At 55.1% G+C, this 14,982-nt stretch carries 10 protein-coding genes; all 10 read left to right on the plus strand.

Going from position 1 to position 14,982, the window contains the following annotated elements; translation table 11 throughout:
• The first annotated feature begins 37 nt into the window (after positions 1 to 37).
• The 10 genes from secA to BUA65_RS02695 all read left to right on the plus strand — a co-directional run bounded on the left by secA (position 38) and on the right by BUA65_RS02695 (position 14,875).
• Positions 38 to 2,677 (plus strand): preprotein translocase subunit SecA, encoded by a 2,640-nt coding sequence (secA, locus tag BUA65_RS02650; RefSeq protein WP_072867289.1) that lies wholly within the window; start codon positions 38 to 40, stop codon positions 2,675 to 2,677.
• Between the two features lie 426 nt (positions 2,678 to 3,103).
• A protein-coding gene (gene prfB, locus BUA65_RS02655; protein WP_114281447.1) for a peptide chain release factor 2 occupies positions 3,104 to 4,205 on the plus strand; the annotation gives its coding sequence in 2 pieces (ribosomal slippage) (positions 3,104 to 3,172 and positions 3,174 to 4,205; 1,101 coding nt in all).
• Between the two features lie 125 nt (positions 4,206 to 4,330).
• Positions 4,331 to 4,927 (plus strand): hypothetical protein, encoded by a 597-nt coding sequence (locus BUA65_RS02660; protein WP_242656215.1) that lies wholly within the window; start codon positions 4,331 to 4,333, stop codon positions 4,925 to 4,927.
• A 454-nt stretch (positions 4,928 to 5,381) separates the two neighbouring features.
• A complete protein-coding gene (locus BUA65_RS02665) occupies positions 5,382 to 6,044 on the plus strand; it encodes a response regulator transcription factor (protein ID WP_072867227.1) in 663 nt (220 codons plus the stop codon).
• A 72-nt stretch (positions 6,045 to 6,116) separates the two neighbouring features.
• Positions 6,117 to 7,484, plus strand: coding sequence for a sensor histidine kinase (locus BUA65_RS02670; protein ID WP_072867228.1), 1,368 nt, complete (start codon positions 6,117 to 6,119; stop codon positions 7,482 to 7,484).
• 35 nt (positions 7,485 to 7,519) lie between these two features.
• Complete coding sequence (locus BUA65_RS02675) at positions 7,520 to 9,055, plus strand: HlyD family secretion protein (RefSeq protein ID WP_072867229.1); 1,536 nt, start codon at positions 7,520 to 7,522, stop codon at positions 9,053 to 9,055.
• A 141-nt stretch (positions 9,056 to 9,196) separates the two neighbouring features.
• Positions 9,197 to 9,952, plus strand: a complete 756-nt coding sequence (locus tag BUA65_RS02680; RefSeq protein WP_072867230.1) for an ABC transporter ATP-binding protein — start codon at positions 9,197 to 9,199, stop codon at positions 9,950 to 9,952.
• Positions 9,949 to 11,166 (plus strand): ABC transporter permease, encoded by a 1,218-nt coding sequence (locus BUA65_RS02685; RefSeq protein WP_072867231.1) that lies wholly within the window; start codon positions 9,949 to 9,951, stop codon positions 11,164 to 11,166. The genes BUA65_RS02680 and BUA65_RS02685 overlap by 4 nt, the downstream gene beginning before the upstream one ends.
• 235 nt (positions 11,167 to 11,401) lie before the next feature.
• Positions 11,402 to 12,544 (plus strand): TolC family protein, encoded by a 1,143-nt coding sequence (locus tag BUA65_RS02690; protein WP_072867232.1) that lies wholly within the window; start codon positions 11,402 to 11,404, stop codon positions 12,542 to 12,544.
• Between the two features lie 456 nt (positions 12,545 to 13,000).
• Positions 13,001 to 14,875, plus strand: a complete 1,875-nt coding sequence (locus tag BUA65_RS02695) for a methyl-accepting chemotaxis protein (protein WP_207543839.1) — start codon at positions 13,001 to 13,003, stop codon at positions 14,873 to 14,875.
• Positions 14,876 to 14,982 lie beyond the last annotated feature (107 nt).

Below are 14,982 nucleotides of genomic sequence, written 5' to 3' on the forward strand. Positions count from 1 at the left end.
CCTGTACGGTTCCTCTTATTTACGAAGGGTGATTTTTATGCTCAAGTTGCTGCGCAACTGGCTGGATGACAACGCGCGGGAAATCAAACGCCTGCAGCGGACAGTAGATCAGATAAATGCCCTGGAAGGGGAGATTTCCGCCCTTTCCGACGATGATTTGCGCGCCAAAACTGGAGAATTCAAGGAGCGCCTGGCCAGGGGCGCCACTCTGGAGGACCTCCTGCCGGAGGCCTTTGCCGTAGTGCGGGAGGTAAGCCGGCGGATCCTGGGCATGCGCCACTTTGACGTGCAGCTGATGGGCGGTATTGTCCTGCACCAGGGAAAGATCGCTGAAATGAAAACCGGTGAGGGCAAGACCCTGGTGGCCACCCTGCCGGTCTACCTCAATGCCCTGACCGGCCGGGGTGTCCATGTAGTTACGGTAAACGACTACCTGGCCCGCCGGGACAGCGAGTGGATGGGTCGGATTTACAAGTTTTTGGGTCTTTCCGTAGGGCTCATCGTGCACGGGCTGGATACGGCCGAACGGCGCAGGTCCTATGCCGCGGACGTAACCTACGGCACCAATAACGAATTTGGCTTTGACTATTTGCGGGACAACATGGCCATTCACCCGGACCAGCTGGTGCAGCGGGAGCTTTTCTACGCCATCGTGGACGAGGTGGACAGCATTCTCATCGATGAGGCCCGTACACCACTGATCATTTCCGGCCAGGCCGACAAAGCTACCGATTTGTACTACACCTTTGCCCGCCTGGTGCCCAGGCTGCAAAAGGACGTTGACTACACGGTGGATGAAAAGGCCCACTCGGTCACCCTCACCGAGGAGGGCGTGGCCAGGGTGGAAAAGATGCTGGGGGTGGAAAACCTCTACGACGACCAGCACATGCAGCTGACCCACCACTTGAACCAGGCCCTGAAGGCCCATGCCCTGATGAAGCGGGACCGGGACTACGTGGTCAAGGACGGCCAGGTGATCATTGTGGACGAATTCACCGGCCGGCTGATGTTCGGGCGCCGTTACAGCGACGGCCTGCACCAGGCCATTGAAGCCAAGGAAGGGGTGCGGGTGGAGCGGGAGTCCCAGACCCTGGCCACCATCACCTTCCAGAACTACTTCCGCATGTACGAAAAACTGGCCGGGATGACGGGCACTGCGGCCACGGAGCAGGAAGAATTCCGCAAGATCTACGGGCTGGACGTGGTGGTCATTCCCACCCACAAGCCCATGATCCGCAGGGACCTGCCCGATGTGGTTTACAAAACCGAGCAGGCCAAGTTCCGGGCGGTGGTGGAGGAAATTGCCCGCCGCCACGCCATCGGCCAGCCGGTGCTGGTGGGGACCATATCCATTGAAAAGTCGGAGATCTTAAGCCGGATGCTCAAAAAGCGGGGCATTCCCCACCAGGTGTTAAATGCCAAGTACCACGAAAAAGAAGCCGAAATAGTGGCCCAGGCCGGGCGGCTGGGGGCGGTGACCATTGCCACCAACATGGCCGGCCGGGGTACCGACATCCTCCTGGGGGGGAACCCGGAATTCCTGGCCCAGGCCGAGCTGCGCCAGCAGGGGTACGACCCGGGCGACGACGATCCCGGGGTGCAGGAACTCTACCGGGTCACCCTGGAGAAATATAAGAAGATTACCGATGAGGAGCATGAGCGGGTTGTGGCCCTGGGCGGCCTGCACATCATCGGCACCGAGCGCCACGAAAGCCGGCGCATTGACAACCAGCTGCGGGGCCGGGCGGGCCGCCAGGGGGACCCCGGCTCAAGCCAGTTCTTTATTTCCCTGGAAGACGACCTGATGCGCCTGTTCGGCTCGGAGAACATTGCCGGCATTATGGACCGGCTGGGCATTGAGGAAGATATGCCCATCGAGCACGCCCTGGTTACCAAATCCATTGAGACGGCCCAGAAGCGGGTGGAAGGCCGCAACTTTGACATCCGCAAGCACGTCCTGCAGTACGACGACGTGATGAACCAGCAGCGGGAAGTGATCTACCGCCAGCGGCGGCAGGTTCTCATGGGTGAAAACCTCAAGGAGGTCGTCCTGCAGACCATCGCCCAAACCGTTGAGCGGGCGGTGGACACTTACTGCCCCGAGGGAGTGCACGAGGAGGAGTGGGACCTGGCGGGGCTTTTGCATTATGCCGAGCAGCTCTTCCTCCCCGGCCACAAGCTGACCCCCGAGGACTTCACCGACATGGGGCGCCGGCAAATTGTCGAAGAGCTCAAGGAGAAAGCCCTGGCCGCCTACGAGGCCCGGGAGTCGGAGCTGGGCGCCGAGGTGCTGCGGGAGCTGGAGCGGGTCCTTCTGCTCCGTATTGTGGATGAGAAATGGATGGACCACCTGGACGCCATGGACCAGCTGCGGGAGGGGATTGGCCTCCGGGCGTACGGGCAAAAGGACCCCCTGGTGGAATATAAATTTGAAGCCTACGAAATGTTCCAGAACATGATTGCCAGCATCCAGGAGGACCTGGTCCGCTACATCTACCGGGTGAACGTGGTCCAGGCCCCCCAGCCGCAGCAGCGGCAGTTGGTGGAAAACCGCTACCAGGAGGAAGGCTCCCGGCAGCCGGTGCGCCGGGAGCAAAAGGTGGGCCGCAACGACCCCTGCCCCTGCGGCAGCGGTAAAAAATACAAGAAATGCTGCGGCCGGGCGGCGGCGGGCTAAAGTCATCGTAAGTATTCAGTTCCGCTAGGGGGGTGCGGCGCTGTCCGGAGCGAACGACTTGCGAAGCGCCGGTAACAGCACCCGGTGAAGCGAGGTTGCCGGCTCGGCTCTCGAGGACGCCAAATGACAGCAAATGAAAAAACACCTGCCAGTGACACATCGGTCAGTTTAATTATGATCGAGAGACAACAATATCGATGGTAATCCGCAGAGAGCCAGAGCCGGCCCGAAGCGAGTATGGCAGCGGCAGCGATTGTTTTAGGTAAGGCAAGCTTTTTCCGATGCCGCTGCGGCGAGAATTGTTTGCTTATGCGATAGATACTTTTTTTGTCGGCGCGGAGCACTGGAGTGAGCGGGGACAGCGCCGCACCCAACCGGGTTTACCGAATGTTTACAAGTCATCAAACAACAAGAGGTGAACAGGTTATGTACGCCGAACTGTCCCGGGAACTGGAAAACCTGGGTAAACGCATTGAAGAATTGAGGGTTTCTCTTTGACATCGCCCAAAAGGAAGGGGAAATAAAGCGCCTGGAGGAAGCCATGCTGGACCCGGGCTTCTGGAACGACCCGGAACAAGCCCAGCAGGTGACGCAGAAACTGGCCGCCCTGAAGGACCGGGTTGCCCAGTACCGGGAGCTGGCCCGGGCCCACGAGGACCTGGTTGTCCTCCTGGCTCTGGGGGAAGAGGAGGAGGACGAGGCGTTGGCCCGGGAAGTGGCCGGGGAGCTGAAGAAGCTGGCCCGGCGGGTGGAGAAGATGGAGCTGGAGGTGCTGTTGAACGGCCCCTACGACCGGGGGAATGCCATTGTCTCCCTGCATGCCGGGGCCGGCGGCACCGAAGCCCAGGACTGGGTGGAGATGCTCCTGCGCATGTACACCCGCTGGGCGGAGGAAAAGGATTACCGGGTGGCCATCATGGATATGCTTCCGGGGGACGAGGCGGGTATAAAAAGCGTTACCTTTTCCGTGACCGGGCCCAATGCCTACGGCTACCTGCGGGCGGAAAAGGGCGTCCACCGGCTGGTGCGCATTTCCCCCTTTGACGCCGCCGGGCGACGGCATACCTCCTTTGCCTCGGTGGATGTGCTGCCCGAGGTGGAAGAGGATGTGCAGCTGGAAATCAGGCCCGAGGACCTGAAAATCGACACCTTTCGTTCCAGCGGGGCCGGCGGGCAGCACGTGAATAAAACCGAGTCGGCAGTGCGCATCACCCACCTGCCCACGGGTATCGTGGTACAGTGCCAGAGCGAGCGCTCCCAGATCGCCAACCGCAACGCGGCCATGAAACTGCTCAGGGCTAAGCTGCTGGATCTGGAAATGAAGAAAAAGGAGGCCGAACTGGCCGCCCTGCGGGGTGAGCAGACGGAGATTGCCTGGGGCAACCAGATCCGCTCCTACGTCTTTCACCCTTACAGCCTGGTCAAGGACCACCGCACCGGGGTGGAGGTGGGGAACGTCCAGGCGGTCATGGACGGGGAAATAGACGAGTTCATTTCCGCCTATTTGCGGCGGCAGGCAAAGGGTTAGAACCAGTGCGAAGCGCACTGGTTTTTATTATTTCCCACAATTCCTTGATAATTTTTCCGCATTCCACCTGTATATTTTAAGTGTGGCGCCACATAAATACAAAATATTTACAGGAGGGATAAATCGTGAGCAACTGGAGAACAAGAGTTATATCAGCCGCACTGGCATTGTCACTGCTGGTTCCAGCTGCCGCTTTTGCCGGTAATGCCGTCACTGCCCGAAAAGATATTCCTGTTAAAAAGGGATTTGCCTACCACCAGCGTCTTGACGGCGAACAGCGCCAGCAAAATGAGCAAAAGCTGCTGGAAATGGTTAGCAAGTATACTCCGGAAATTCTGGGGGATTGGAAAAATGCCCTTGCTGAGCGGGAGCAATTAATGGGTGAGTTGAAGGAAAAGGCACCGGTTCATAAGCAAAGTCCTCAATTATCCGCCGAGTTGAAAGAAAAAGTCGAAGCCATCCGTAAAGATGTCGAGAACGGCAAGCTGACGCCGGAACAGGCGAGGGAAGAATTCAAAAAGCTGGGGCTCGGCAAAGAAGGCCCGCGTCGGGAATCCTATTTACCCAGCGCTGACAAAGAAAAGCAGTTGATGGGTGAGTTTAGAAAAGCGGTGGAAGCCAATGATGAAGCCAGGATTAAAGAGCTGCTGCCGCAGCTTTTGAAACAACTGCAGGAAAGAAACAAGGGGCTGTCTGAGATGCTGTCGAAAACAAATCAATGACAGGAAAATTTCGATAGACCCACTGCGTGTTAACTACAAAGGCACGGCGTTGTCCCATGCGGAAGCCCAGTGAGTTAGCGGGACAACGCCGTGCCTTTCTGAAGTAAAAAAACCGGCCGGCCTTTTCGCCGACCGGGCTGCAGATTGTCCTGCTCATCATGCCCGGCCTGTACAGAAGCATATGATCACGAAAAACCGGTTTTCACGATTTCCCACAATTCCTTGATAATTTTTCCGTAATCCACCTGTAATATGTTAATTTAAGTGTGGTGCCACATAATTGCTTAATATGAACGTAAAACATAACTTACCGGTTACGGGTTGAGCGGGAGATTGTTCTTGAAGCCCCTGGAAGCTGCCCAGGTAATGCCTGACCGGCGGCCAGTGGGGAGCGTCCTGGCCCGGCTTTTGGTATAATACCGTATAATACAGAAAAAGAGAGGGGGGCTGGCGCTTGTACCGTGTGTACCTGGTTGAAGACGAAGTAAACCTGAGCAAAATACTGGTTTCCTATCTGGAAAAAGAGGGCTGGGAAGTGCGGTCCTTTTACGATGGCCAATCCGCCCTGCAGGCCGTGGGAGAGCATCCCCATCTTTGGATTCTGGATATTATGCTTCCCGATATCGACGGGTACCAGCTCCTGCGCAGCATCAAAGAAGCGTCGCCGAACGTTCCGGTTATCTTTATATCGGCCCGGGACGCCGATCTGGACCGGATCATAGGCCTGGAGATGGGAAGCGACGACTACCTGGCCAAACCGTTTTCACCCCGGGAACTGGTTATTCGTGTTCACCGTCTTCTGGAACGGGTTTACAAATCAACGCCGGAAAACTCATTGATCAACCTGTATCCCTATGTACTGGATGAAGACAGGCGAATGGTTCTCAAGGGGAAGGAGAAGATTGAATTAACGTCTAAGGAATTTGATCTACTTCTATTTTTTGCCAGGCGCAGGGGTCAGGCCCTGTCCAGGGACCAGATTATCAACCACGTATGGGGGGTCGATTATGTCGGCAGCGACCGGTCCGTGGACGATCTGGTGCGGCGGCTGCGGAAAAAAATGCCGGACCTCCGTATTGAAACCATATATGGCTTTGGATACAGGATGACGGTTTAATGAAAAACTTTTAATTGATTTTATGGTAACGGAAAAGATGACCTTTTTACCTGAGAACGGGACGATGGCTCAATGAGGAAGATTTCGCTGACGGTAAAAATGTGGCTGGCTCTTTCGCTGGTCAGCCTGCTGGTATATGTGATTGTCATGCTGATCATGCCTTTTTTGGTCCGCAACTTTTTTACGCTCAACATGATAGGGTCACAGGCGCCGCCGGAGAAACCACCTGAAAAAAACGCCCGGGGAGAAGCACCACCCTACGGGCCTCCTTCCGGACCAGCCGTTCTGGGCAGGCCGGATTTCCGGATTCGCGATTTTATCGTTCTGGCGGACGGGACCACCATTCCAGAAAAGGCCGGGCAAATGTTTTCATCTTCGTTTATCCGGGAAATCCTGCAAAACGCCGGGGCCCAGCAAACATCCACACATCTGTATGAATATAACCGCGGTCAGGAAAATATTCGCTATGTCATAAGAAAAGAACAGGCCTACGGGCGTCCCCTCTACCGGGTGACGCTGATAAGGAAATCTGAAGAAGACAGGTTCATAAAATCGTTACTGCTGAACTTTGTGCTCTTCACCGGTATTGCCCTGATGATCAGCTGGTTTGCCTCTCTTTTTATCGCCCGTTACCTGACCCGGCCGCTGATTCAGATGGAACGGCATGTAAAGCGCATTGCAAACCGGAACTGGCACGAACCCCTGGAGGTGAGGCGCAACGACGAAATAGGCCGGCTGGCCCGGTCCATCGAGGTTATGCGCCGGCAGCTTGTTCGCCAGGACGAAATGCAGCAATCCATGTTGCAGAATATCTCCCACGAGTTAAAAACACCGGTCATGGTGATCCGCAGCTATGCCCAGGCCATCCAGGACGGTGTCTACCCGAAAGGCGATCTGGCCGGCAGCATCCAGGTGATCGACGAGGAAGGTGCCCGCCTGGAAAAGCTGGTTAAACAGTTGCTTTACTTAACACGACTTGATTACCTGGCCACGCGGGAACAGGTTCAAAAAGAAGTAAAATTAGACAGGTTGGTTGAGAATGTAGTTCAGCGTCTATGCCCGCAACGGCCGGAAATATCATGTCAGCTGGATTTGCAGCCGGTAAGTATTTCCGGGGATGAAGAAGTTCTGCGGGTTATGATTGAGAACCTGCTGGAAAACCACCTGCGTTATGCGGTTTCGCGTCTTGAGATCAGCCTCGGGTTAAGCGATGAAAAAACGGCGATGGTCCTCTCTTTCTGGAATGACGGTTCCAGGATTGAGCCCCATATTCTCGACCAGTTGTTCCAACCTTTCCATAAAGGGCGGGAGGGCAAATTCGGGCTGGGGTTGACCATAGTGCAGCGGATCGTAAAAATGCACCGGGGAGAGATCAAGCTGGAAAATGAGAGGGACGGTGTTTCTTCGACGGTTAAAATCCCTTTCAGGGGCATTGATTAAACTGGCTGTCGACCGGAATACAAGGAGGAAAGGTCATGCAAAGCGAACCGAATTTCTTTTTGAAACAACTTAACTTTCTTTCCAGCGGTATAAGAAGAAAAAAAATAATCATTGGCATATCAGCTATTGTTGTTTTGGCGCTCGCAGGCTTTTATGTTCTGGGAGGAGCAAAAAAAGCGGAGGGCAATTACATTACCGAAACCGTTAAAAGGGGTACCATCACCAGTACCATCCCGGCCAGCGGCGTAGTGGAGCCGGTGAATACTGTTTCGTTAAGTTTCAAAAACGCGGAAGTGATTAAGAAAATATACGTAAAAGTCGGCGATCGCGTGGCTGCAGGGCAGTTGCTGGCAGAACAGGACACTGCCAATCTGGAGGCGCAGGTAATCCAGGCCTCGGCGAATTTGAAAGAAGCTACAGCCAAACTGAACCTGCTCAAAGAAGGTGCCAGGCCGGAAGAAATAGCCAGGGCCGAGGCGGACGTCAAGATGGCCCGGGCGAGCTACGACCTGGCAAAATCCAACCTGGAACGTTATCAACAATTCTATCAGGAGGGATACATCTCACAGGCAGACCTTGACAAAATAGTTAACGACTATGTTACTTCGGAAGCTAAATTAAAGCAAGCTGAGGAATCTTTAAAGTTGCTTCAGGTGGGTAATCGTGCGGAAGATATTGCGGCGGCTGCCGCTCAGGTGGAAAGCCGAAGAGCCCAGCTTCAAATGGCCCAAAAAGAACTTGCGGAAGCAAAGTTGGTTAGCCCCATAAACGGTATAGTAAGTGCAATCAATGGTTCGGAAGGCCAGCGGGCTGCGGCCAACAACAATAATACCAGTGGAGGCGGATTTATTGTTATTATTTCGGAAGCCTTGGAGGTCAAGGCCCAGATTAACGAGGCCGACATCGGCAGGTTGAAAGTCGGCCAGAAGGCGGAGTTCAGGGTAAACTCCTTCCCCAACAAGACTTTTACCGGCAGGGTGAGCAGCATCTCCCCCCAGGCGTACACGGAATCAAATGTGCAGCTTTATGATGCGGTCATCCAGCTGGACAAGAACCAGGAGGGGTTGATGGCCGGTATGCCCGCAAACGTGAATATAATCGTCGACAGGCACGAAAACACCCTCACCATACCGAAAGGCGCCGTTACTTACGCTGTCAGCTACCTGAATAAAATGAGGCAGAGCGGTACCCTGAAGCCGGAATCGTCCGGGGGCGGGTTTGGTGGCGGCCGCCCGAACAGTTTACAGGCCGGCGGTAGTGCCGGTTCCGTCCGCGGCGGCAGCGGCAATGCGACCGGGACCTCCGGGACGGCAAAGGCAAATGAGCAGGGACAGCAGGCCGTCGTCCTTGTCCTGGATAAATCCGGCAACCCCGTGCCCCGGCGGGTGGTGTTGGGGCTATCGGACCTCACAAGCTATGAAGTTTTAGCGGGCCTGAATGAAGGAGACAGGGTGGTGGTAGGGTCTCCTGGCCAGGAGACTGCCAGCGTGCGCAGTCAGGGCAGCAACCCGCCGTTTATGCCGGGCGCCGGAGTCGGCATGCCTCGAGCCGGAGGCGGCGGAATGCGCTGACCGGGGCGGCCGGTTTGGTCCGTAAGCAAGCCGGAATGCGTATTTGACGAATACCAGGGGGTAAGCGAACGTTTTCGCCGCAACATAAAAGGTGATTTCACTGAAATGTTACAGAAAAACAGCTTCGGATGGTGATGCGGTATGGCCGGGAAAACGGCAATCGTGCTGGAAAACATCAAAAAAGTATATAGCATGGGGGAAACCCAGGTCTTTGCCTTAAAGGGTATCAGCCTGACCATCCGGGAGGGCGAAATGGTTGCCGTCATGGGTCCTTCCGGTTCGGGCAAGAGCACTCTCCTCAACATTCTGGGCTGCCTGGACAGGCCCACCGGGGGAACCTATTACCTGGGTGGCGAGGATGTTTCCCGGCTGAACAAGAACCAGCTGGCCCTTGTCCGCAACAAAAGGATTGGCTTTGTCTTTCAAAATTTCAACCTGCTGGGAAGATTTCCGGTACTGGCCAATGTTCAATTGCCGCTGGTCTATGCCGGGGTGGGGAAGAAAGAGATGGCGGACAGGGCAAAAGAGGCCCTGGACTGGGTCGGGTTGTCAAAATATGCAGATCACTATCCCGGTCAGTTGTCGGGAGGCCAGCAGCAAAGAGTCGCCATCGCCCGGGCCCTGGTAAACAACCCTTCTTTAATCCTGGCGGACGAACCTACGGGTGCCCTTGATTCAAGGACAAGCATAGAAATTATTTCGGTAATTCAGAAATTGAATATCGAAAAAGGCATCACTGTGGTGATGGTCACCCATGAAAAAGACATCGCCCTGTACTGCCGCCGCCTGATTAATGTGAAGGACGGCCGTGTTTTGGGCGATACCCCGGTGTCGAACCCGAGGAACGCCGCCGAGGATCTGGCAGCCATTCCGGAAGAAAGGGAGGCGTTAAGTTGAATTTTATACATAATTTAGAAGTGGCAATAAACGGCTTGAGGGCAAATAAAATGAGATCTTTCCTGACAATGCTCGGCATCATCATTGGTGTTGCTGCAGTCATAATCATGATCTCCGTGGGGCAGGGCGCCAGTAAAAAGATTGCCGGCCAGATTGCCAGCATGGGCTCAAACCTGCTTATAGTTTTCCCAGGGGCCGGGCAGGGACCCGTGCGCGGGGCCTCGGGGAGTGTCAACACCCTTACCCTGGAAGACGCTGAAGCCATAGCCGGGCTAAGCATGGTGGCCCATGTGGCACCGGAGTTGAGTACCAACGCCACCATAGGTTACGCCAGCCAGACCTGGACCGCCCAGGTTGTCGGCACCACCCCGGAAATGCAGATGATAAAAGATTGGCCTGTCAGCGCGGGGTCATTTTTTACCGGAGATGACGTAAGAAGTGCTGCCATGGTGGCGGTTCTGGGCAAAACGGTGGTTGACAACCTTTACCTGCCCGGCACCAATCCGGTGGGTTCAACGATCAGGATAAATAGATTACCCTTTACCGTCGTGGGGGTTCTTGCCCCCAAGGGCGCTTCCCTGACCGGTCAGGATCAGGATAATGTTGTATACATACCGGTAAGTGCGGCTCAGAAAAGGTTGATGGGTGTAAATTATGTCCGCCTGATCAATGTTCAGGCCGAAACGCCGGAGAGTATGAATTTCGTACAGAGCAGCATAGAAAACCTGCTGCGACAGAGGCATCGCCTGGTCGGTACCAGTTCCGACGACTTTAACGTGCGCAATTTAACTTCCGTCCTTGAAACCGCTGAAAGCACCACTGCCGTTATGACCCTGCTCCTGGCCAGTGTGGCGGCCGTGTCCCTTCTAGTGGGCGGTATAGGAACCATGAATATTATGCTGGTTTCCGTTACGGAGAGGACAAGGGAGATTGGCCTGCGCATGGCCGTGGGGGCTACGGAAAGCAATATCCGCAACCAGTTCCTGGTGGAATCCCTGGTTCTCTGTTTGATAGGAGGAATTGCAGGAATTCTCGTCGGGATCGCCGGGTCCAAAATAATCTCAAAAGCTTTCGGGTGGCCGACGTTTGTTACAGTGTCTTCTATATTGTTATCCGCAGGTTTTTCAGCAGCAGTTGGAATTTTCTTTGGCTATTACCCTGCTAAAAAGGCGGCAGGTTTGGACCCGATCGAAGCACTCCGCTTCGAGAGGTAGAAACTGTTCCGAAAATAGCACTTGCCTGCCGTTTGCACGCGCTCGCTCCGTTCCCCAGCACTCACCGGTTCCAGGTACCTGCGCAGAACTAAAGCCGCGTATGGTTAACAGTTACTATTAGAGAACCCGGTTACGGTGAGTGCTGGGTCGCTTCGTGCAAAACGGCGGCTACTTTCATCCTCTGTTGGTGTCACTGAATGCGACATGGTATCTAGTGGCGATGGGAGGTAAAGTTATGAAAAAATGGATTTTGTCAATTTTCATGGCAGCTCTGGCCTTTTTAAACGTGCTGCAGCCTGCAATGGCCGGGGAACCCACCTGGCCCGAGCTTTCGTTGAACAAGGCCATAGAGATGGCTATCACACAAAATAAGGCGCTTAAAAAAGCAGAACTGGAAATAAAACGTACTGAAGCGCTGCGTGATGAAGCATCGGACCAGCTTGACTTCACCCCCACGGGGGGCAGCGGTTACGACCCGCAGGTGGAAGCGGCGTGGTATTCTTTGTTGCAGGCGGACCTGACCTGGCGCATGTCTAAAAAAAGTTATGACGCCCGGCTCGATGGCATAGCCCTGGCCGTATGCCAGCTGTACTGGAATGTATTGAAGGCCCAGGAAAATGTAAAGGTAAAAGAACTGGCCCTGGAGCTGGCCCGCCTGGAGCTGCAGAAGTCCCAATCGGCATACCGGCTGGGCTTGACCGGTAAGTCGCAGAGCAGTTCGGTAGGCGGGACGGTGGCGGCCATTAAAGGGCTGGAACAGGCCGGGGCGGATGTCGCTAAAGCAGAAAGCGAACTGGCGGCAGCGCAAAATGAACTGGATAATGCCTGTGTAAAATTGAATCAGCTGGTGGGATTGCATCCCGACGACCGGCCGGTTCTGGTTGATAAGCTGGAGTTTTATCCGCTGCAGGTGGCAAACCTGAACACCGAGGTGAACCGGGTACTGGAAAGCAGCCCGTCCGTGTGGCTGGCTGAACAGGAGGTCACCCAGAAGAAATACACGACCGACCTGATGTTTGCCAGGGGGCAATACACTCCCTACGATGCCCGGCAGGCGGAAATGGAGCAGGCCGAAGTGGATGCCCAGAGCGCAAGAGATGCCGTGGAGATGCAGGTGCGCGAGCTGTACCACACCTTGAAAAGCTTAGAAGAATCGTACAAATCCGCGGAACAGGCGGCAGCTACGGCCCAGGAGGAGCTCAAGCAAAAACAGATCATGTTCCGGTTGGGTCTGGCAACCAGAGCTGATGTATTGACGGCGGAGGTCAATCTGGCCAAGGCAAAATACGCGCTGACGGAACTCGCCGCCCAGCATGCCTACAACAAAATGGTGTTCCAGAAACCCTGGGCGCCTGCGTACAGCAGCACCGGCGGGTAAGCCTTCGGCGGGTGAGTTCAGGTCACAACTCCATTTCCGGGGCAACGGCATTGCCCTGTAAACGGACCATATGAATTAAAGGAGATAAGAAAAGGGGCTCGGTGCAAAGCCCTTTTTCTTATTTGGCGAATTGTCCTGATTTGTATGTCGAATTTTTATCTTTTTTGCTGATAGTGAAGGAAATTTGCCGGTTGTTAGAGAACAAGCTGGAATAAGTTTGGTAGTCGCGGGGGTTCCTGAAAAAGGCTAAACCTGCAAAGAGAAGACAAATCTTTGGGAGGTGATGGCCGGGTTGCCGGTTGGGCGGGTGATTTTATTGAATTTTATACCGGTCATCCGTGGCTGCCGCAAAAAATCAATGATAAAGATTAAGAAAGAAAGGGGGTGCGGTCGACCGCATAAGGGAATTTGGACGTGGTCGACCCCGACAGGATGAGGCTGAAACTTGGAGGAAGTTTGCTCGTCAGGATGACTGCTTTGTTCGGGTTGATTGTGCTGGCTGGTTGTCTGGTGCTGGCCTATGTAAGTAAAAACCGCGCCGAAAACGCCCTGGAGAACGAAGCCAGAGAGGCCATGTTGAAACTGGCCAGGCAGGCTGCCGAGACCATAGAAAGCCGCCTCCAGGCGCGGATATACATAGTGGAAGGTATAGCCACCCGTTTTGTTATCCGCGGCCGGTCGGGGGACAAGGACGCCACTTTGAAGGAGAAGATGGCGGCCCTCCGCGATGAGCAGAAAAGGGGAGAAAGCCTGGGGTTCAAGCGGTTCGGCATCATCGACAGGGAAGGCAATGCCGTGTACCCCGATGGCAGCAAGGCCAACCTGGCCGACCGGGAGTATTTCAAGGCTGCCCTGGGGGGGAAGACGGTCGTCTCCAGCACCATTGTCAGCAGGGTTGACAATTCGGTGGTGTTTGTTTTTGCCACTCCCATACGCCACTACGCTACCAATGAGATAACCGGTGTGCTTATTGGCGTAATGGATGCGACAAAGCTCAGCCAGCTGGTGGGAAACATTACTTACGGACGTTCGGGCTTCGCCTTCGCCGTGGACGGCACGGGCAGGATTATTGCCCACAGGGAAATAGATAAAGTCAAGTCCCAGGAAAACGTCCTGGAGCGGGCCAAATCCGACCAGTCTCTGGCCGGTCTGGCGTCTGCTGTTTCCAGAATGACCGGGGGAGAAGAGGGCACGGCGGAATACACTCTTGAAAACCAGAGGTATATCATGTCTTACGCCCCCATTAAGAGCACCGGCTGGTCCATAGCGGTGACCGCTCCCACTGCCGAGGTGCTGGAGAGAACGGCGGGCTTAAAGCATACTATGCTGGTTGTGTCCCTCATAATAATCCTGCTTACCCTGGTCGTAACCTTTGTAACAGCCAGAGCAATTACCTCCTCCCTGCTGGCAGGTCTCAAAAAAGATGCTGAAGACCTGGCAAGCAATTCAGAAACTTTGAGCGCAGCATCGGAGGAAATTGCCTCTTCTTCCGGAGAGGTGGCCAGGGCTATCCAGCAGGTGGCTGCCGGGGCTTCGGAGCAGGCGGGTCACCTGCAGGAGATACTCGGTCTCATAGAAAATATAACTTCCAGCCTGGAGAAGGTTTACACCGAACTCGGCCGGGTCAGGGTAAACAGCGAAGAAACTTCCAAACTGGCCGGTGTGGGCAAGAAAGAGCTGGATGTTCTGGTTGCATCCATCAAGAGCGTGCGCGAATCTTTCAAGCTGGTTACCGAGAAACTGACGAACCTGCGCGGCTCAGTCGACCAGGTGGGCGAGATCCTGGAGGTGATCAATGGAATAGCGGACCAGACAAACCTTTTGGCCCTGAATGCGGCTATCGAAGCGGCGCGTGCGGGGGAAGCCGGCCGCGGTTTCGCAGTGGTGGCGGATGAGGTCCGCGAGCTGGCCGAGCAGTCCCGGGCGTCTTCGGAAAGGATCAAGGTTTTGCTGGGCACCATAGCCCTGGAAACCGGCGAAGTGGTCAACACTTCGGAGGAAGTGAACAGGAAGGTAGTTGCTCAACTGGAGAATGTGGAGAACACAATCAAGTCCTTCGACGACATCCTGGAATCGGTAACGGCCATGACACCCATGATTGAAGAGACCTATCGCCAGGTGGATGACACCGTGAAGGCCAAGGACGTCGTGCTTAATCGGGTTCAGAACATCAGTGCGGTAGCGGAGGAAACCTCAGCTTCGGCACAGGAGATTTCGGCTTCGGCGGAGGAGCTGTCGGCTTCCACCCAGGAGATAGCCTCCGCGGCCCAGCAGGTCCTGGCGGTGGCCAGGCGATTGGTGGACCGGGTGGAGCGGCAGTCCGAGGCGTAAGCCGGCCCGTTCCCGGCAACCTCTTTTTGTTGCTTTGAAAAGGTTCTTTATTGTCCTTTGGATTGTATGTAATCATGGAAAACCGGGGTGTCCCCGGTTTTTTTATC

This window comes from Desulfofundulus thermosubterraneus DSM 16057 (assembly GCF_900142025.1).
Taxonomy (GTDB): Bacteria; Bacillota; Desulfotomaculia; order Desulfotomaculales; family Desulfovirgulaceae; genus Desulfofundulus; species Desulfofundulus thermosubterraneus.